Origin of the sequence: Nostoc sp. C110 (genome assembly GCF_043099725.1) — a bacterium.
In the GTDB taxonomy this organism is placed as follows: Bacteria; Cyanobacteriota; Cyanobacteriia; order Cyanobacteriales; family Nostocaceae; genus Nostoc; species Nostoc muscorum_A.
In genome coordinates this window covers 2,027,114-2,047,766 of record NZ_CP171148.1, presented here as the reverse complement: position 1 = coordinate 2,047,766, position 20,653 = coordinate 2,027,114, and the positions used below count along the sequence as shown (strand labels likewise).

Annotated in this window: 16 protein-coding genes; 6 read left to right on the top strand and 10 right to left on the bottom strand. The window is 40.5% G+C overall.

From position 1 onward, the window contains the following. Nucleotides 1-33 precede the first annotated feature (33 nt). From ACFFRD_RS14365 to dpdE, 4 genes are all read right to left on the bottom strand, one after another. A complete protein-coding gene (locus tag ACFFRD_RS14365) occupies nucleotides 34-513 on the bottom strand; it encodes a YbjN domain-containing protein (RefSeq protein WP_114082430.1) in 480 nt (159 codons plus the stop codon). A 125-nt stretch (nucleotides 514-638) separates the two neighbouring features. Next, nucleotides 639-1,589 carry an AAA family ATPase gene (locus tag ACFFRD_RS14360; RefSeq protein WP_392482066.1) on the bottom strand — a complete coding sequence of 317 codons (951 nt, stop codon included), beginning with the start codon at nucleotides 1,587-1,589 and terminating at the stop codon, nucleotides 639-641. Between the two features lie 71 nt (nucleotides 1,590-1,660). Continuing rightward, complete coding sequence (locus ACFFRD_RS14355) at nucleotides 1,661-2,755, bottom strand: DUF4350 domain-containing protein (RefSeq protein ID WP_392482065.1); 1,095 nt, start codon at nucleotides 2,753-2,755, stop codon at nucleotides 1,661-1,663. A gap of 236 nt (nucleotides 2,756-2,991) precedes the next feature. Beyond that, nucleotides 2,992-6,303, bottom strand: a complete 3,312-nt coding sequence (dpdE, locus tag ACFFRD_RS14350) for a protein DpdE (RefSeq protein ID WP_392482064.1) — start codon at nucleotides 6,301-6,303, stop codon at nucleotides 2,992-2,994. A gap of 182 nt (nucleotides 6,304-6,485) precedes the next feature. On the opposite strand from dpdE, the gene ACFFRD_RS14345 reads away from it, so the two are divergent. From ACFFRD_RS14345 to arfB, 3 genes are all read left to right on the top strand, one after another. Further along, nucleotides 6,486-6,656, top strand: a complete 171-nt coding sequence (locus tag ACFFRD_RS14345; RefSeq protein ID WP_392482063.1) for a hypothetical protein — start codon at nucleotides 6,486-6,488, stop codon at nucleotides 6,654-6,656. A gap of 176 nt (nucleotides 6,657-6,832) precedes the next feature. Further along, entirely contained in the window at nucleotides 6,833-7,087 is a 255-nt protein-coding gene (locus ACFFRD_RS14340) for an RNA-binding S4 domain-containing protein (protein ID WP_012412565.1), read from the top strand. 45 nt (nucleotides 7,088-7,132) lie between these two features. Next, nucleotides 7,133-7,549: an alternative ribosome rescue aminoacyl-tRNA hydrolase ArfB gene (gene arfB, locus ACFFRD_RS14335; RefSeq protein WP_114082400.1), complete on the top strand. Its 417-nt coding sequence runs from the start codon at nucleotides 7,133-7,135 to the stop codon at nucleotides 7,547-7,549. 3 nt (nucleotides 7,550-7,552) lie between these two features. Here the strand turns inward: arfB and ACFFRD_RS14330 are convergent, their stop codons facing one another. From ACFFRD_RS14330 to ACFFRD_RS14305, 6 genes are all read right to left on the bottom strand, one after another. After that, on the bottom strand, nucleotides 7,553-8,182 hold the full coding sequence (locus ACFFRD_RS14330) for a Uma2 family endonuclease (protein ID WP_392482062.1): 630 nt from the start codon (nucleotides 8,180-8,182) through the stop codon (nucleotides 7,553-7,555). 139 nt (nucleotides 8,183-8,321) lie between these two features. Continuing rightward, on the bottom strand, nucleotides 8,322-9,638 hold the full coding sequence (locus ACFFRD_RS14325) for a GTPase family protein (RefSeq protein WP_392482061.1): 1,317 nt from the start codon (nucleotides 9,636-9,638) through the stop codon (nucleotides 8,322-8,324). Nucleotides 9,639-9,730: 92 nt separating this feature from the next. Then, a complete protein-coding gene (locus ACFFRD_RS14320) occupies nucleotides 9,731-10,054 on the bottom strand; it encodes a type II toxin-antitoxin system RelE/ParE family toxin (protein WP_392482060.1) in 324 nt (107 codons plus the stop codon). Then, the gene (locus tag ACFFRD_RS14315) at nucleotides 10,054-10,281 is read right to left on the bottom strand and encodes an addiction module protein (RefSeq protein WP_334810201.1); all 228 of its coding nucleotides are present in this window, start codon (nucleotides 10,279-10,281) and stop codon (nucleotides 10,054-10,056) included. Before ACFFRD_RS14315 ends, ACFFRD_RS14320 begins: the two co-directional genes overlap by 1 nt. Nucleotides 10,282-10,370: 89 nt before the next feature. Then, nucleotides 10,371-13,013 carry a PAS domain S-box protein gene (locus ACFFRD_RS14310; RefSeq protein WP_392482059.1) on the bottom strand — a complete coding sequence of 881 codons (2,643 nt, stop codon included), beginning with the start codon at nucleotides 13,011-13,013 and terminating at the stop codon, nucleotides 10,371-10,373. A 177-nt stretch (nucleotides 13,014-13,190) separates the two neighbouring features. Beyond that, nucleotides 13,191-13,892 carry a rhomboid family intramembrane serine protease gene (locus ACFFRD_RS14305; protein ID WP_392482058.1) on the bottom strand — a complete coding sequence of 234 codons (702 nt, stop codon included), beginning with the start codon at nucleotides 13,890-13,892 and terminating at the stop codon, nucleotides 13,191-13,193. A gap of 205 nt (nucleotides 13,893-14,097) precedes the next feature. Between ACFFRD_RS14305 and ACFFRD_RS14300 the strand changes: the two genes are divergently transcribed. From ACFFRD_RS14300 to ACFFRD_RS14290, 3 genes are all read left to right on the top strand, one after another. Further along, nucleotides 14,098-16,227, top strand: a complete 2,130-nt coding sequence (locus tag ACFFRD_RS14300; protein WP_392482057.1) for a tetratricopeptide repeat protein — start codon at nucleotides 14,098-14,100, stop codon at nucleotides 16,225-16,227. Between the two features lie 404 nt (nucleotides 16,228-16,631). Continuing rightward, the gene (locus ACFFRD_RS14295) at nucleotides 16,632-19,058 is read left to right on the top strand and encodes an ATP-binding protein (protein ID WP_392482056.1); all 2,427 of its coding nucleotides are present in this window, start codon (nucleotides 16,632-16,634) and stop codon (nucleotides 19,056-19,058) included. Next, nucleotides 19,055-20,350 carry a response regulator gene (locus ACFFRD_RS14290; protein ID WP_392482055.1) on the top strand — a complete coding sequence of 432 codons (1,296 nt, stop codon included), beginning with the start codon at nucleotides 19,055-19,057 and terminating at the stop codon, nucleotides 20,348-20,350. Before ACFFRD_RS14295 ends, ACFFRD_RS14290 begins: the two co-directional genes overlap by 4 nt. Nucleotides 20,351-20,653 lie beyond the last annotated feature (303 nt).

The following is a 20,653-nucleotide window of genomic DNA, read 5'->3' as shown; positions in this document are numbered from 1 at the left end:
GCAGTATAAGCCCAATCCAAAATCCAAAATTCCTTAAGTTGCACCAAATTCAGTTTGTAAGGCTTCATCGTTGTTATCAGCGATTGTCGCCACAATGGTAATCAGCCGAGACACTTCGCCGGGAGATAACTCCGCTAAGGTGCGTGTTGAGATCACAACCACTCTGTTTTCTATAATACCAAAACGCGCTTCAAAAGTGCTGGAGCAGTTCAACTCCAACAGATAACGCAGCAATCTGGGTTCATCTTTAGCAGGTAAATTTAGCACCGCAGACCAAACCGTTATGGTGTCTTCATCGGTTGTACCGTTAAGTTGGACATATACCTGCACACTTCCATACTTAAACTTCCAGAGATAGCCACCCTCTGGAGTATGGCTAACCATCGCACTATCATCTTGTTCTAAAGAGTCGATGACATTTTCAATCACCTCCAGATGGTTAATGCCTGTTGTCTCGGCGATTAGCTCATTAATGGATTCGTCACTAGTTACGGTTTCTTGGTAGCTTGCCATACAGATTTTTTTCTCGATATACTCGCTGTTTCATCTACACATACTTTATAACTTGTGGAGGCAGTTAGTTTGAGCTTACTTTTGGGTCTACTTTCCAAATAGCTTGGAATATAGCAAGAATTGTTTCACCTGGGAACTGGTACTTGATTAATTACCGACGCAATTACCGCATCCATTTGTAAACCATCCAGCATTGCTTCTGGTTTCAAAATCAGGCGATGACGCAGCAGTGGCGATGCAACTGCTTTTACATCATCTGGCGTGACAAAATCTCTGCCAGCTAACCACGCTAATGCTTGAGATGTCTGCAACCAAGCACCGGCGGCGCGAGGTGATGCACCCAAAGTTAAATCGGGATATTGACGCGATATTCTTACCAAGGCTAACAAATAATCAACGATCGCTTCTGATACTTTAACTTCTTTAACTGCTTGTCGTGCTTGTAAAATGTCGGCTACTGTTGCTATCGGTTTCAAATGGCTAATATCCAAACGCCTTGCTGAAAACCCAGCTTGACGATTGAGTAACATTTGCTTTTCCGCAGCTTGATCTGGGTAATCTACCACTAGCTTAAATAAAAATCTGTCCAACTGCGCTTCTGGTAAGGGATAAGTCCCCTCAAATTCCAGTGGGTTTTGGGTTGCAATCACCCAAAATAAATCTGGTAAGGGCAAACTTTCACCATCCAATGTTACCTGCATCTCTTCCATCGCTTCTAGCAGTGCTGCTTGTGTCTTGGGAGGAGTACGGTTGATTTCGTCTGCCAGCAGGACTTCAGTAAATATTGGCCCTTTTTTCAAAGTGAAATTGCGGCTATTCAAGTCAAAAATATTTGTCCCAGTAATATCTGAAGGTAAGACATCTGGTGTTAGTTGAATTCGGCGAAAATCCCCTTGGATTAACTGTGCTAATACTTTTACCAGGAGAGTTTTACCAGTGCCTGGTACTCCTTCTAAAATTACGTGCCCACCCGCTAGTAGTGCTACTAAAAGTTGTTGTATTAGGCTCGATTGTCCAACAACTACTTGATTAAGACCTTGACCAAGGCGAATTAAGATAGGATGAGTTTCGCTCATTTTTTTGCTTATAAATAATTTACTCAAAAGTACTCAGGCACAGAAATATTATGCACAGCTTCAAAAAATAATTACGAATTACGAATTTTCCTAATATTTCGCCATTTGCCCAACCAGCTTAACAGTTCTCGTTCACTGATAGGTTGTTTGTGGGATTGTAGCTTTAAAACTGCATCTAGTTCTGCTGCACTTGTGCCTGTTTTTTCTTTCCAGAAATTGATTAAGGCTTGAGGTTCTAAAAGTACTTGTCCTAATCCCAAGGCTTTTTGTAGTTGGAGTTGTTCTTGTTTACCCACCATCTCGACAACAAAGTCGGTGCTATCAGCTTTCTGCAAGACTCCCGCTAAAGCTTGGATATATGCTTCGCTATTATCTGTAACTGGTGTATCTAAAGCCACTGGCTTCCCAAAGCGGCGATTCTGGGCCCAAGTTAGCACCAATAGCAGAATACTTACCTGCACTAATATTGGAAATAAAGGAGTTTTAGCAAAAAAGCTAGATAAATTACCTTCGCTTTCTTTTTTTCTGACATCAGCATCTTTATAGCCGTGGATGTATTCATCAACAATTACTGTGTTACCTTTTTCAGTTACTAAACTAGCTAAATACTTGAAATTACTTAAATAATCTTGGTAAGCGTTGGCGGCTAAATAAGGAGTGGTAGAAAAAATTACCTTTCCCTGATTGTAATTTTTTTCCCAGACAACAGCACCAAAGCGATCGCCTAAATCAACTTGCTTGGAGTTAGCTTTCTGATATCGTCTACGTGTATCAATTTTGATATCACCTTCAGGAGATTTTTGCATAGTGCTAAATTCTGCTTCTGTAACCCGCGCCCCCGCACCCAAAATTACCAAAGTATTGCCTTTTTCTACCCATTCCCGCTCTTGACCATTCAATGCTGTCTCCCTTGGATAGGCGCTTATCTGTAGAAAGGTAACTGGGCTATTTTCTGCTTGAATATCACTAAAAGGTTTTTGCCAACGTTTGATAGAAATTCCTTTCTGTTGCATAAAAGCATACCAAGCACCATACCCATCAGAGGCGCGGTTATAAGTAGAGCCAGTGCTAATTTTTGTATTATTGGGAGCCACTAACAAAGTAAGCAAAACGATCGCAGCTAGTGCGATCGCTCCTATCCAAGCAAGGCGATTTGAACGTTTCATCTTCGACTTTCACAATAATCGCTTTGTTTCTGTATCACAAGTGTTAATACTTACTTATTTTTCCGGGAAAGTCAAAAATATCATTACTTTTCTTAAACCTGATTAAAACACCTGTAGCAACAAACGATACAAATTATTTCAGTAATAATTCTCTGATTTGGAAGTCGTAAAAAACCCCACCTTTTTTACGGGGTGGGGTTAGTATACTGACTAAGGCTATTTAACCTCACATAATATCATTCAAATTGCACGAGCGATCGCCCCGATACAACAATAAAACCGACAGAATCAAGCCTAATCTGGGGCTGGCGAATACCTTGGAGAATGGCTGCATTTAAAGCAGTTTCTATCTTCAATTCTTCTGCGAGAGCATTATCCCAACTTTGTTGGTTCAAACGTAGGCGTAATTGTTCGACTCGATTGGCTAATTTCTTTTCAGCGACCTTAGCACAACTTTGGCACAAGTCAATAAAATCGGGACGATTTGAAAGTAATTCCGCAGAGGTGTTACGTACTTCATAGCAGAAATTTTGCCATTTACTAGGGTCAACAAAATTGTCAATAATTCCTAAGCGCTCTTTTGCTAGATTGTAATCTCGTCCTTGATTATTGTTTTTATCTTTATATGAACGTTGCAGAATACTTAACAGAGCTTTATCTTCAACAACGCGGATTGGCTCATTGCGACCATCAACATAGATAGTTTCTATAATTGGCGGAAATAGAGCATCAACACGTCGTTGCAAGTTTTTGAATTGAGAACTATCGAGTTTGTTATCTAGTAAAACTTGCTTGGCAATTCTTAAATTTGCCTCAACTACATAATTGCATTGGAAACCGAACCACTCCTTGCCTTCTTTCGCATCCCAAGATGAATCAGTGCGCCACATTGCAAAGGCTTCACCTCGGTCATCCCAGTTTATATAGTTCCAGAGTGCTTCGACAAATCCTTCCCCAACTCGAAAGAGTTTAATACCAGGATTCTGGTTTGCCACCCTGCGATTATAAGTACCAAATTGGTCTAGGTAACTATCAGCAAAACGGTTTTTTAACTCATTTATAGGAACCAATGTCCGCGTTGAGGGTTGATAACGTCGCATCTCTGATGAGTCGGGGTTATTGAGTCCTCGAAATCCCAGCGCCTCACAAATCCAACCTTCAATTGCTCGCTTCATTTCTAGATGACAAGCATCGTAATTATCGAGGTCTTGAAAATACTCGGTGGCAATTTCATCGTTAGCGTCAATTTCATCTAAAGCATTTTGTTCGCTAATTTTTGCGATTTCGGCTTCAATTTGCTCTTGAATTGGTGAAATCATCTCTAACAATCCAGCAGCACTTGATTGAAACAAAGCTGTTTCTAATTCTGCAAGCTTATCATCTACATAAAACTGTAAACTCGCAATTGATTGCTGGAAAATACCAAATCCATCTTTTAATACTTGATACCAAGCATTGTGAGGGCTATCTTCCAAATAGGGGCCAATCAAAACACAAGATTGAACTCCAATTTTGCTGCCAATGCGGTCAAGTCTGCCAAGTCTTTGCTCTAATTGATTAGGCGACCAAGGAAGGTCAAAATGAATTAACCAATCGGCAAATTGGAGGTTAAGCCCTTCTTCTCCTGAGCGATCGCATACTAGAATAAAGCAGTTTGGGTTATTCCTAAACTTATTTAAGCCTTCCTCAACTTTGTCTGGTGATTCTCCAAATTGATGTTTGACGATTGTCTCTGCACCAAAGCTATCAGACAAATACCGGACTATTTCGCCACAACTTTGGACAAAACTGGTGAATACAATAAATTTGGGCAGAATATCGCCAGTAATTGGCCTTTTGATTCTCTGCTGTATTCTCGTGATGAATTCCTTTTGATTCTTCCGAACGTTTGCGGGAATTTTGAAGTATGTACCTAGCTGATTCAGCAGTACAGTTTTCAAATTTTCCGTCCGTCCTCCATCTTCTTGGGGTTGACGAATAATTTTAAGGAAGGATTGCAGAATCTCTTCTTCCCCTGAGAATTTGGGGGTTGTAGTTAATAGGCGAAGATCATCTTCTTTAAACTCCTGGATGAGTTTAGCATGAGGCTTGCCAGTTAAGCGGGCGGTAATTACCTGCTCTAAAATGCCTAACCAAGTACCGGCCGCTAGAAATAACAGCAGAAAAATTCGCTGATATGGCTGTTCAGCAGGAGCAACACTACGCCATTGATTCAGCAGTTCGTGGATATCAGGCGATCGCTCGTCTAAATCGTACTCTTCTTTGGGTGTAAAATTGCGGTCAAATATCACATCTTCTACCGCCGCGCGACGGTTGCGAAGCATTCGGCGGTGTAGTCGATAGATATCGCTGACATGAGTACGAATCCCTTGGACGATTTGGTCTTGCTCTGGAGAATTTGTTTGTAAACAATTTTCTAAATCATCCGCCAGCTTCAGGAAATACTCATCCTCAGCTAAGAGGTTTCGTAGTTGCTGCAAGTTGCTTTTGAGAACAACAGGTTCAGCATCTTCTTTGAAAGAAAGCAGAAGTCTACCAATTTCCTGACGGCTTTCAACTTTGGCACGAAAACCTTCTAAATCACCAATTTTATAGGTTGCTGGGTCGAGCAAGTGCAACATTGCCAAGAAATCTTGCTCATGATTGAGAACAGGAGTGGCAGATAATAAAAGTAAGCGATCGCTTTTATGAGCCAGTTCTTTACAAGTCTGAAAACGCTGGCGCACTGTTGCATCCTTGGAAGTGGCCATTGCTGCGATATGATGAGCTTCATCTAAAATTAAGCAGCCTATCCTCGCCTTCAGGTTGATTTTATGGATATCTTCAACCGCCAGCACCGCTACCCGTTTGCCAAAATGGGAAATGTAAAATTTGTTTTCTAACTCAGTCCGCCATTGTTTGAGTAAATATTGCGGGACTAATACCACCGCACCCCTTTTCGGTTCATCCAAGAGGAATTGCCGCAGAATCGCACCCGCTTCGATGGTTTTTCCAAGTCCCACCTCGTCTGCTAGCAAGTAGCGTTGAATTGGGTCTTCCAGTACCCGCCGCACTACTTCAACTTGGTGAGGATAAAGATTAATATTTGCCGAAATCAGTCCTGTCATCCCGCGACTGACAGCGCGTTGCTTAATCAAGGATTTGACGAAAGCTAATCTTTTGTCGTGGAAGTAGGGCGTTTCGTGACCCTTCATCGCTAGAGTTTCGATGGGGTCTGTGTTTGGCAGATTACAACGAACGTAAATGTCTTCTTCAGTAGCGATCGCAGTTTTCTTATCTGGTAAATCAATTTGATACATTTCTGTATCTTCATCCCAAATGAAAACTCTCCCAACTATCCATTTATCCTGAGTTTGGTACTTAATATAGCATCGAGCCTGTGGTTCAAGTCTGACCTCAGAGAGCGAACTTAAAGGTAAAGTTTTTTGAAGACGTTGCCCTATAGAGCAAAAATACTCAACGTTTGCATTGGTATCAGATATTTCCGTAACTTTGCCGATACCCAAAGAGTTATTCTGGGACTGTACCAATAAACCGAGCTTAATCATAGATCCAGTCCCCTGAACACACTAAAAGAACCTTCCAGACTAGTTTTTTCACCTATATCTGGTAGTTTTGTCGATCAACATTATAGATAATAAACTGGCATTACTGTTTTTCGTTTTAGCGATATCTACGATGGGCTACGCCTACGCTCCACCACACCTAACTAGTAAAATCAGCCTAAAGGTTGATTTGCGTTTTAAATGCATCAGGACGCATTGGCATTGTCAGCCGACGCATTGGTATTGTCAGACGACGCATTGGCATTGCATTGCAGGGTATTAAGTATCTAGGCATAAATAAATTTAAAGTTTGTAGTAAGGACTTTAGTCCTGATAATCCTTGCTCTGAGCGATAAATCGCTCACTACAAACTAAGAGTTTATTTTATATTTAATTATGTCTACCTACTTACCAAATTAATTCGCTACGAATTCAATGAAATACTGTACTTAGGTGATTATGTGGCGCAATAGATTCACACTTTGCCTTGATAACACCAGGGTACAATTAAGATGATGTAGTTTTATTTAGTATGAAGAAAATCCGAGACAACACAATTAAGTTAAACCAATATTTAAAGTTGATGGGTATAGTGCCAACTGGAGGACAAGCCAAGCTAATGATTCAAGGTGGCGATGTCCAAGTAAACGGTATGCTGGAAACCCGACGAGGGCGGCGACTAGTACCGGGTGATAAAGTGACAATAGAAGGAAAAACTTTAGAGGTGAATTTGGATAACAATGAAGACCAAAATGTAGTAATAGATTTTCCCGAACAAACCGAGTAAAAATTTTATCCCAAATTGAAAAGTTCCTCTTTTGCCTTGTGAGCGATGCTGCAAATTTCCAACAAAGTTATAATCCCCCAGAGTGATATTGAAATTAGTGCGATTCGTTCGCAAGGAGCAGGAGGCCAGAATGTAAATAAGGTTTCCACAGCGATTCACTTACGCTTCGATATTGTCGCTTCATCATTACCAGATTATTATAAAGAACAGCTTTTAAAGCTGAACGATCGACGCATTACTCAGGAAGGAGTTGTTGTCATCAAAGCACAAGAACACCGAAGCCAAGAAAACAATCGGGAATCAGCTTTGAAACGACTTCAAGAACTCATTCAAAGTGCAGTTGTCGTGACGATAAAACGCAAACCCACGAAACCAACTCGCAGTTCTCAAAGAAAGCGCCTTGACTACAAAACTAAACGCGGACAGGTTAAGTCTAACAGAGGGCAGGTGACAGAATTTTAGATTTTAGCTAGCTTTAAAAATCTGTTCAGCAGTTAAATTTAACTCTGGGAAAGTAGGCGAGACGATGGGATCGCTACCTCTAAATTGAGTAACTTGGTACTCACCATCGATTAATTGATAAATGGATATAGTAGGCTGTTTAGGATTGCCAATAAACTTTCTAGCGCCTATAGCCGCGTAATCTATAATCCAATATTCAGGAATACCTATAGCTTCTCTTCGAGACGCTACGCGAACATAATCAGCTAATTTTTTGTAGTAATCATCCCGCCAATTACTACTAACAACTTCAATAACTAATGGAATAGATACCGATTGAGATACAGTCGATTCCTTTTTCCATAAAGGCTCATTCACTAAATTTGGTCGATTGATTATTAATATGTCTGGTGAATAAGCTGATTCACCTTCAAGTGGTTTTACTAATACAGTTTTTGGGATGTAATAAGGTAAATTTAGACGCTTGATATCAGCAGATATTTCTAGTGCTAAAAAACCGACAACATCTTCATGATCACCCGTTGGTTGTGCCATTTCAACAATCACGCCATCATGTAATTCGTATCTGCTGCCCTCGGGCCGCCATGCTGCAAAATCTTCAAAAGTTACTAGTTTACGTAAAGCTTGAATCATAATTTATTGTCCTCCTAAGTAAGTTGCTAGAAATAAACAAAATTATGTTATGAAACGTAAACAGGCTTAAAGTCCTTACCAATGATAAAGGACAGCCCTTGCCAGTTAGCTTTAATTGCGCCAACCTACTTACCCCCGATTAGAGATTACGAACTTTCTTAAACCGTTCTTGCGCCGCCTGAAACGCTTCTTGCATTACTAACTGAATTCTTTGGGGATCAGGTTTCTTACCTCCCATTAAGTCACCAAAATAAACACAGGCTGCTTCCCCTAGCGCCCAGGTATAGGCAGCTGCCCAAGATGCTGCGATCGCACTCCCAAAACCTGGTATAAATTTAATTAATTCCCGTGCGATTGCCTGTGCTAAGAAACCACCTGCGATCGCACTCACAACACCCCCCGCCTGTGATGGTGTAATTGTCTGTCCATATAATTTACCCAACAGTCCCACCATTGATACTTGCAAGGCAGTTAGTACAGGCATTGTGGCAAATGGCAAAGGTACGGCCGCAAGAGTTGCAGACATAATTGCAAATGGCAAAATATAACGGCGTGCGGCATCTCGGTAAAGGTTGCCAAGTTGCTTTCCGGCTTCTTCTCGATCTAATAGCTGATAAATCGCCTGCGCTTCTGCTTGTGGGAGTAGTTCTGCCAAAGAATCTCGCAGTGCTTCTAAGCCATAAAATACCGGATCGTAGCCATCTTCTTCTAGGGTAAAGTCAATTAGTACAGAGCGGTCAGTTATCCCGGCGAAGGCTTGCTGCATTGCCGCAAATGCGCGGTTGATTTCTTGATAATCTGGCGGATAGGCAGGATGATCGACAACATCAGCAGGATAAACCTCATGCAAGCAAGTAACTACTAGCAGACAGGGAATATTTGGATACTGCTGGCGTAACTTTTGAGCAATTTGTCGGAGTGTGTCAGTTGCAAAATCATTGATTTTGACCGTCAAAAGGAGGATTCTGGCGGAGGCAGTTTCCTTTTGTAAATCGCCAACTAACTCCTGAATGATTGTTTGGGTATCTTGGTTGACATCACCTAGCCCCACCGTATCAGTAAAAACTAGCAACGGCAGATCACTGGAAGGATAGGCATAGCGCTGCGTGTGTTGCGTGTGCGGACGAAAACCTTGACCAATAATCTCAGCCGAAACTCCTGTCAATCCCCGCACAATTGAACTTTTCCCGGCTTGGGGTTTACCAATCAGCAATGCTTCTGTGGTTGGCAATTCGGCTCGAATTTTCTCTAAAATCTCTGCAACCTGAGTTTCACTGACGCTAAACCATCCAACAACCGTTTGTGCCAGTTGTTCTACGGGTAGGAGTTTGGTTAAACGTGTTGTTGCTGTGTTCCAGACACCACCAATGCGGTTTGTCCAAGAATTATCGACCGACTTGGTAGTTGCTCCATCGGTCGGTTCACTCAATTGCTGAGAATCATCTTGCTCAGTCATTCCCATGAAAACGGTAGATAGAATTCAAACTACATCTTGTCTATCTTTATCGTACTGTTAAACTTGGCTCAGTTTAGGTTAATTTACTCATCCTAAAGTTCAGTTTCTTCACCCGATGGTTGCTCTTTAACACGCTCTTTCCAATATCCTGGTTCTCGGCTACAGTGCATCACCGCCAAAATCAAAATGTAATCTTCCTCAATGGTGTATAAAATTCCATAGGGAAATTTGCGTGTTAAACATCGACGAATATCTTCGTCAATAACAGCCCAGCGAGTGGGTGACTGGATGATTCGGAAAATTGCATCCTCAACCGTATTTATAAATGCCTGTGCTAATTCAACTCGACGCTCTGCATAAAACTTGACCGCTTCGCCATATTCAGTTAATGCTGTTGGATGAAAAACGTATTTCATTACTCCAAAAGTTGTTTCACCCTAGCTAAGGCTTCCTCTCCAGGAATGGGTATAACTGTACCACTTCGGACTTCATCTCTACGCTTCTTAGCTTCATCTGTCCAAAGCTTTTGTTGTGTTTCATCTACATCAAATTCAAGACTTTCAACCAGTTTTTCTGCCAACAATGCTCTTGATGCACTAGGCAAAGCTAAGGCTTCTTTCATTATCTGCTCAACAGATGACATAATTCCTGAAAGCATAGGACTATCCAGAGTCTAGCAGGAAAGTAGTAGGCGTGGTAGCTTATGGAAAACCCCTCAGACGCTTACCTGTATCAGCTTGGCTCAATCAGATTGACGATCGCTTTCACCAATACATCTGGATCTACTGGTTTAGAAATATGCATTTGAAATCCGGCTGCTAGTGCTTGCTGCTGATTCATTTCGCCTGCATAAGCTGTCAGAGCGATCGCTGGTACGTGTCCTCCTTCTTGCGGCGATCGCGATCGCACTTCCCGCATCAGCATATAACCGTCTGTCTTTGGCATTCCAATATCACTAATTAAAACATCTGGTATCGACTCAGATAGCGCTTTTAATGCTTCCTGTGCTGAGGATACAGCAGTTACTTGTACACCGTAGTCTTGCAAAATGAAACTCACTAAGTCGCGGATATCTGGTTCATCGTCCACCACTAAAACTTGAGTGTTCGAAAGGAGTGAGGATTCAGGCTGAGAATCTAAAAACTCATTCTCTTCCCGCCGAACTTGTTCACTTCTCACCAAAAGCGGTAGTTCAACAGTGAAGGTTGTACCCAATCCTTCTCCAGCACTTTCGGCTTGAACTTTTCCCCCGTGCATTTCTACAACCTTACGCACGATCGCTAATCCTAAACCCAGTCCGCCAAATGTGCGTGTAGTTGTGCCATCAGCTTGGCGAAAGTAATCAAACACGAATGGCAAAAAGTCTGGGTTAATTCCCTTACCTGTATCGCTGACTTGAATTTGAATCTGATTACTAGCTTCCATGAGTCGAATTCCTACTCGTCCTCCGGTTGGTGTAAATTTTACCGCATTAGAAAGTAGATTCCACACAACTTGCTGGAGCCGATTTGGATCGCCCATAACTTGTCCTAAACTGGCATCAAATATGGTCTGAATTTCAATTGATTTAGCTTCTGCTGCTAGCCGTACCGTTTCTAGTGCTGCTTCAACTACCATTACCAAGTTCACTGGACAGATATTTAAGTTTAATTTTCCTTGGAGAATGCGAGACACATCCAACAAATCTTCAATTAACTGGGTTTGTAACTTGGCGTTGCGTTCAATGGTTTCCAAAGCGCGGTTAGTGGTTTGTTCATCAAACTTGCGAGTCCGTAACATTTTCGACCATCCCAGGATAGGGTTGAGTGGGGTTCGCAGTTCATGAGAGAGAACCGCCAGAAACTCATCTTTAATTTGGTTGGCGATCTCTGCTTCTTGGCGTGCTGTTCTTTCGCATTGGAGGAGGCGATCGCATTCTTTTTCAGCCAATTTGCGATCGGTAATATCTAGTACAAAAGCAACACCATGTTCTTGGGAGTCATTGAGCAAGGCTATCCCCAAAACAATTGGTACTCGCTTACCGTTGCGGTGGATGTACTCTTTCTCGTAAATTTTGGAAACTCCAGTGGTTTGAACCTCTAAAATGGCGCGATCGTCTAAATACTTGTATTCAATAGGAGTGAGTTCTCGCCAATTAACTTTACCTAAAAGAGTGAACTCCTCATGAGTGTAGCCAGCTAGCTGAAGAAAGGCATCATTAGCATCAATTACAAAGCCATCCACATTCCAAAAAGCAACCCCGATTAGGTTAGACTCGAACAAACGCCGAAATCGAGCTTCACTTTCGCGTAATGATTTTTCTGCCCGTTTGTGTTCGGTAATATCACGAGAAACAGTAATTACACCTTCAATGCTTTGGTTTAAATTTCGTAATGGTGTCAGAATGTATTCATAATAATGCGCTCCATCAGCAGTTACATATTTACACTCATCCTTAATTGGCTGCCCAGTTTTAATCACAGCTTTTAGTTGATTGTCTACCTGTTCTACAAGGTCTGTGGGTAAATCCAGTTCTTGCAAAGTTTTTCCGACAAGATCCTGGGGCTTAAAACCTAATATAGTAGCTGCATCACGACTAACATACTGATAGCAACCTTGGCGATTAAAGATATAAATGTGATCCACTGAGGCGGTGAGGATGGCATTTAAAATATTTGCCTGTTCTTGGACTTGTGTGGTTAGTTCGCGAGTACTTTCTTCTGCCTGTTTGCACACAGTTGTTTCCATACAAACGCCGATCATTCGCACCGCTTTTCCCTGCTCGTTATAGATAAATTTTCCCTTGGCAGAAATCCAATGTACACTTTGGTCTGAGCGAATTATCCGAAATTCATCGTTGTAGTCAGTTTTTTGTGTCAAAGCGTAGCCAATCCGTTGCATTACAGATTGCTTGTCTTCAGGATAAACGCACTTCTGAAACGTTTCATAAGGGCCATCAAAACTACTTGGAAGTAGACCAAAAAGCAGTTCATAATTTTCAGACCAAATGACTTGATTGGTTAAAATATTCCAATCCCACAAGCCCATCTGAGAAACATCTAAAGCTAGCCTCAGCCGTTCTTCACTATCTTTCAGGATTACTTCTAACTGCTGTCGCTGTGCAATTTCTTGTTGGAGTTGCTCTAAAGTCACTGCCACATCTGTTGTCACATTAAAGCCTGTAGACTTCTCCTGCTCCAGATGGCATTCAATCTCATATTCTAAAACTGAAATATGCGAACTTTGTGCCGATGTTGCCAGTTTTCTTAATTGCTCTTCTAGTGCTACTTGCCTTTGCTGATAAAATATTTCTGCTTGCTCTAATTCAGCTACACGCTGCCGTAAAACTGCTAATTCATCAGTAAGTTTAGAATTATTTTTATCAACATTTGGCATTTTAATAAACCGCTAACAACTAAAAATAACACCGACCTGAAGAGTAGGCATACCCTAGTTTTAGCAGTATGAATTTTTAAGCTAAAAAATGCAATCCATCCAAAGGCACATAAGAGTTTTAGCCAAAAGATATCTTCTGGTATTTAAGAGCCATGTCTAAAGATTAAGACAAATTAATTATCTCTTCAATCGTATGAAAGCTGCACCAATGAATAATCCCACAACCTGCCCCCAAAAGACAACACCCGATTGATTTACGCCAATGGGGGGAATATTTAAACTGCCGATACCATAAAATAACTGTTGCACAAACCACCAAAATATATAGACAAAGGCGGGAAGTTCGATAGGAATATACACAATAATTAACGGTAAAATGGTGTCAATTTTAGCTTTAGGAAACTTCATAATGTATGCCCCTAAAATAGCTGCGATCGCGCCATTGCCCCCAATTAATGGTACTGTCAAACTCGGTGCAGCTAGAATTTGTACGACCCCTGTTAAGATGCCAGCCGCCAGATAAAATCCGAGATAGCGTCTGTGTCCCAAGATATTTTCTACAGTCTTACCAAAAACCCACAGAAATAGTAGATTTCCCAATATCTGGCTAAAACTACCGTGCAGAAATATTCCAAAAAGTAGTGAAAATACCCGCCAAATTACAATTATCCAAGCAGCAGAGTTGTTGAAGAAGAATACATTTGTAATCGCCCCACTAATCTGGGCTGGAATCACACCCCAACTATTGACAAAAGGGCCCAAAGTATCACTAAGTTCTAGTTGAATTTCCCATAAAAATACGGCAATATTAATGCCAATTAGCCAATAATTAATAATCGGCTTATTCCAACAACGAATATTATCACTAATAGGAATCATATAAATTTGTCATTGGTCATTAGTCATTGGTCACTTGTACTGAGCGTATCGCTACAAAAGCTCCGCTAACGCATAGCCTCTCGTAGAGAAGTATTGGTCATTAGTTATTAGTTATTTTCCCCCTGCCTCCCCTCCCTCCCCCTATCCTCCTTAACGTGTGGCAAGATTGAAATCAGATCGCATCGCACTTAAGTAGGCAAACGAGATGCTAGGAAACACACTTGTTGGAAGATACCAAATTATTAGTAACTTGGGAGGAGGGGGTTTTGGTGAAACCTTTGTTGCTTATGATACTCAATTACCCGGTTCACCTCAATGTGTGGTCAAGAAACTCAAACCCCAGGCAAACGATCCGGTAACTTTAGAGACGGCTAGGCGTTTATTTGATACAGAAGCACAAGTTCTGTATAAATTAGGAACTCACGATCGCATTCCCCAACTTTTAGCTTATTTTGAGGAAAATGCCGAATTTTATCTCGTACAGGAATTGATCGAAGGTCACGATCTTAGTCAAGAATTAATACCAGGTAAAACCCTTAGCCAAGAGCAAGTAATTTCACTTTTACAAGAACTTTTGACAATTCTAGAATTTGTCCATCAACAGAATGTAATTCACCGTGATGTCAATCCCCGAAATATCCTCAGACGACACCCGGATGGCAAATTAATCTTAATTGATTTTGGTGCGGTTAAACAAATTACTACCCAAGTAATTACTCCCGAAGGTTCAACTAAAGGTACTGTTGCCATAGGTACGCCTGGATATATTCCTGGAGAACAAGCTCATGGTACGCCAAAATTAAGCAGTGATATCTATGCTACGGGAATCATTGCTATTCAAGCTCTCACTGGATTATTACCAGAGGAAATAATAAAAGATGCTGAGACTAATGAAATTATCTGGCGCGATAAAGCCACAGTCACGCCAGAATTTGCTCAATTCTTAGATAAAATGGTGTGCTACGACTTTCGACAGCGCTATCCTTCGGCTACAGTAGCATTAAAAGCACTGAAAGAGTTAACACTACCTCCGGTCGAAACAATAGCGTTAACTCCTATTTCTCTACCCAAAAATATAACCAAACCACAACCGAAAAAAGGCATTTTAGGTAAAATTTTACTAACAATATTTTTAGTTGGAATAAGTGGAGTTGCATCAATATTTATTTTTAATCACATTAATTCAAATAACGCTATAGAATTATCCAAACAAGGAAATACACTTTTTGATTTGCAACGCTATCAAGACGCATTAGAAGTATATGAAAAAGCCGTTAATATTAGACCAGATTATCCTCAAGGATGGAATGGCCAAGGCAAAACGCTGTATAAATTAAAAAAATCGAAAGAAGCATTAGCTGCGTATGATAGAGCAATCCAAATTAAGCCAGATTATTTTGAAGCTTGGAGTGGACGCGGTTTTGTCTTGGCAAGTTTACAGCGATATCAAGAAGCGATCGCATCTTTTGACAAAGCCTTACAATTAAATAATGAAAGCTCGGAAGTCTGGAATGCTAAGGGTGAAGCTTTTAGTAACTTAAAGCAATATGACCAAGCAATTAAAGCCTATGAAAAAGCGATTGAATTAAAATCAGACAATTATGAAGCTTGGTACAAGAAAGGATTAGCTTTACAGAATTCTAACCGATATGAAGAAGCGATCGCAGCATACCAAAAAGTCGTTGATTTAAAACCAGACTATGAACAAGCTTGGTATAATATGGGAAACGGACTAGTTAATTTGCAACGCTACCAAGATGCGTTCAACGCTTATGATAAAGCTGTACAATATAAGTCAAATTATTATCAAGCCTGGTTTTCAAGAGGTAATACCCTACTCAACTTACGACGTTACCCAGAAGCAATTGAATCTTTTAATCAAGTAATTAAATATAATCCTAGTAACTATCAAGCATGGTATAACTTGGGCTGGTCGCTGCATCAAAACCAACGCTATGAAGAAGCAATCAAAGCTTACAATAAAGCTGCGACACTTAAGCCAAGAGACTATCAGCTTTGGTACAATTTGGGAAATTCACAATACATTTTGCAAAAATACGAAGATGCGATCGCATCTTATAATAAAGCGGTTCGTTATAAACCAGACCATTCTGAAAGCTGGTATAGCAGAGGCAATGCTTTACTAAATTTGAAACGGTTTCAAGATGCGATCGCGTCTTACGATCAAGCAATAAAATACAAGCCTAATTACCAACAAGCTATAGACGGTCGCAATCAAGCCCAGATTCAACTGCAATCCGAGAAACCTAAGCCGATAATTGTGCCAGTTATTCCAGTTCCTAATCCTATTAATCCACCGCAGACAACGCCCTAATACACTCAGGATTTACGCAAAATAATGAAAAAACGAACCGCATAGACGCGGAGCGGCTTCCCGCAGCGTAGGACGCATACTCCTACGGAGAAGCAAGCTACGCGCAGCGTCTCGTCAGAGAAGGACACAAAGGAATAAGAGTTTGAGAGAGTTATTGCGTAAGTCCTAACACTAAACAATTCGTAATTAATAATTACGAATTGTTAATAACACTTCTTCTAGCCAATAATTGGAATTTTAGTTGATTTTAAAGAATATTTTGAGATCGTAATTTATAATTCGTGCCATTACTATAAATTTATTGTTTATTTTACCAAAAGCTGTGAGCATCGGTAACTTCTTGGGCAATCTAAAGATAACCTAGAATTTTTTATTACCGAACTATGCGATTAAGGAGCTAACCCTTGATACAACCAAACTCCAGCCTATCAGCAACTAATAGAGAAAATCATCCTTTACGAAATTTACTAATTCGATTTATTCTTGGCGGTACTACCCTTCTAGTCAGTATTTCTGCCTATTTCAGCTATCAAGCCACTAGAAATCTGATGCTCAAAGATTTGAGACATAGTGCTTTTTTAGAGGTACAGAGAGGGGGTGATGAAATTGAAGAGTGGTTACATCTTCGCCAAGCAGAGGTACAAACCCTGGCTAATACTTTAACTGTCCGCTCCTTAAACTGGTCTGTAGCAGAACCCTATTTAAAATTAGAAGTCAAGCGGATCAATGAATTTTTCTTTTTCCAAATAGTCAACCCAGATGGTTCATTTTCTAATACAAAAGTTGGTCGATCCAATAAAAATATTCATGATCGAGACTACTTTCAAAAAGCAATTGCAGGAAAGAGCAACATTTCTGACCCTTTCATCAGCCGTTCTACAGGAATTCCTTTAATAGCGATCGCCACCCCAATCTCTTCAAATTCTGCTAGCAGCAGTTCACCGATTGGAGTTTTCCACGGCAATGTGAGAGTCGATCACATTGCAGAGGTTGTTAACTCCCTGCGCTACGGCACGAACAGCTATGCTTTTGCTCTCAATTCCCAAGGACAAGCGATCGTTCATCCTAACTCGGCGTTAATGTCAACCGTAGAAAAACCTGCACCCAGCCTGCTGAAAATTGGCGATCGCAATTTAAATGCGATCGCTCAGAGGATGGTAAACAAACAACAGGGAATTGAGTTAATGGAAATTGACGGCACTAAACAGTATGTCGCTTATCTGCCGTTGCAAGCTGCTAATTGGTCTGTAGCTTTGGTGATTCCCCGCCAAAATATCGAATCTCGATTGCAATTCCTCGATTTGATTGCCTTAATTGTCGGTGGACTGACACTTACCATGATTACTGTCTTGTGGCAAGTCCAAGCATTTGAACAACGTGAACTGAAAAAATCTAAAGCTGCGGCTGATACAGCCAACCATGCTAAAAGCGAATTTTTAGCAAACATGAGTCATGAACTGCGAACACCTTTAAATGGCATTCTCGGTTGTGCCCAAATTTTACTGCGTTCCCCAGCTTTACCTAAGCAAGAGCAATATCACGTCAATATTATTGAACAATGTGGCTCTCATCTGCTGACTTTAATTAATGACATTTTGGATCTCTCCAAAATTGAAGCGAAAAAGTTAGAATTGCATCCTTATGATGTGCATTTCCCTTCCTTTCTTCAAGGAATTGTCGAAATCTGCCACATTCGGGCAAAACAAAAGGGCATTTCGTTTATTTATAAACCACCGATTAACTTGCCTACAGGGGTTTATGTCGATGTCAAAAGATTACGTCAGGTACTATTGAATCTGCTGGGAAATGCCATCAAATTTACAGATGAAGGTCAGGTTACTTTCAATATTGAAGTAATCGATCAACCTTCCAATGATGGGCAGATAATGAAACATCGCCTTCGCTTTAATGTAGAAGATACAGGAATTGGGATAACTCCCGCAGAATTGAGCCAAATTTTCTTACCATTTGAACAAGTAGGTGAGAAAAAGCGCCAAGCTGAAGGTACAGGGCTGGGTTTAGCTATTACTCGGCAGTTGGTACAAATGATGGGTAGCGATATCCATGTTCAGAGTCAGATTGGTAAGGGGAGCAGCTTTTCGTTTGAGTTAGAGATACCCGAAGCGACTGACTGGGTACAATCTGCGATGACTGCCTCAGAGAAACAAATCATTGGCTTTGAGGGTGGTCCCTACACCATCCTGATGGTTGACGATCGCTGGGAGAATCGCACAGTGATTACAAACTTACTGCAACCACTGGGTTTTAATGTGGTTGAAGCCAGCAACGGTAAAGAAGGTTTAGAAATAGCGATCGCCCTCAAGCCAAACTTAATCATCACAGATTTGCTGATGCCAGAAATGGATGGGTTTGAATTAATTAAACACCTGCGTCACACTTCAGAAATTCAGGATGTATTAATTATTGTTTCTTCAGCTAGTGTCTTTGAAGCTGACCAAAATCGCAGTCTGCAAGCTGGAGGTAATGCTTTCTTGAGCAAACCCATACAAGTAGATGAATTATTGCATCAACTAGAACAATACTTAAATTTGGTATGGATTTACAAGCAATCTCAGACTGATGGAGAAAAAGCCAAAGAAGCAACCACAGCAACTACTCAATTAACCTCTCCTTCTCCCCAGGTGTTGCAAGAACTAACCACTTTAGCCAGTAAAGGTAACTTCAATGCCATTCTCAAATGGGCCGATCAACTAGAAGAAACAGATACAAATTTTGCACCATTTGCTAACGAACTACGGCAGCTAGCAAGACAATTTGATGAAGATTTAATTATAAAGTTTTTGACTAAATATGCGGTGGAAACGGTATGAAAACTATTATTGAAAACCAAAATAACTCTATCAATTATGCTCCTTTAAGGGGAATTGTTTTAGTCGTTGATGATAACCCTGCCAATTTACAAGTTTTATCCAGCTTTCTGGATCAGTCTAGCTTCGAAGTTTGGGCAGCCCGCAGTGGAGAAAAAGCCCTTCAGCGATTAGAAAATGGTGATTTACCTGATTTAATCTTGCTGGATGTAATGATGCCGGGTATAGATGGTTTTGAAACCTGTAAACAGCTAAAAAGCAATCCTCGCGTCCAAGATATTCCAGTCATTTTTATGACAGCCCTTTCAGAAACTGCTGATAAAGTCAAAGGTTTGCAATTAGGAGCCGTAGACTACATTACAAAACCTTTCCAGCATGAAGAAGTATTAGTGCGGATTGAAAATCACCTCAAACTGAGAAATTTGACAAAAACCTTAATTGCTAAAAACACCGAATTACAACAGACTCAAACTCAATTGATTCAAGCAGAAAAGGTAGCAGCTTTAGGTCAACTAACAGCAGGAATTGCTCATGAAGTTAATAATCCCATCAATTTTATAGCTGGCAACTTAAATTTTGTTGAAAAGTATGTACAAGAAGTAGTTAGTTTATTGCATCTCTATGAAAAATATCTGCCCAATCCACCAGATGAACTTCACACTGCAATAAAAAAAAGCGATCTTGAATTTTTGTTAGATGATTTATCTAAAATTATTAAATCCATGCAAGTTGGTACAGATCGCGTTACAGAAATTGTGTCATATTTGAACAACTTCTCGCGTCACAGAGAAGCTGGAAAAAAACTAGCTAACTTGCATGAAGGGTTAGAAAGTACATTACTCATTCTTGGACATCGGTTTAAGGGAAATGCTCATCACCCAGCTATCAAACTAGTTAAAGAATATGGGGACTTGCCACTTGTTGAGTGTTTTCCTAGCGAGATTAATCAGGTCTTTATGAATTTAATTTCTAATGCGATCGATGCAATTGAAGAAGCAAATAAAAATAAAGATATTGATACAATTTCTAGAAATCCTGGGGTGATTAAAATTAAAACTGAGGTAATTGGAGAGCAAGTGATTTTAAGAGTTGCTGACAATGGTTCAGGGATAAAAAACGCAGATACAACAAAAATATTCGATGCTTTTTACACAACAAAACCTGTCGGTAAAGGAACAGGGCTTGGTCTATCTATTGCTTACCAAATTGTGGTTAATAACCATCATGGCAAGCTCACATACGATTCCAAGCCAGGTGAAGGTATAGAGTTTATTATTGAACTACCTATTCGATAAATGAAAATCCTAAACTAATTGAAGAAGAATTCAGAAGTCAGAATTCAGGAGTCAGAATCAAGACGCTCGATAGCGATGCACTGAGCTATTAGTTGTATCACACAGAATTCAATTCTGTTAGCGGTAGCGGGGCGTTTAGCCCATTCTGGCTCCTGACTTCTGAATTCTGTTTTGATAAAAGCAATCATCGCTTCTTTGTGTACTAATACGTTTAGTTAAAGATTTTTGTTAATGATTTTAGACTTGTAGAGATGCGTTAGCGTGGCAGGGCATTCGAAGCCAGCCCAGTACATTTTCGCATCT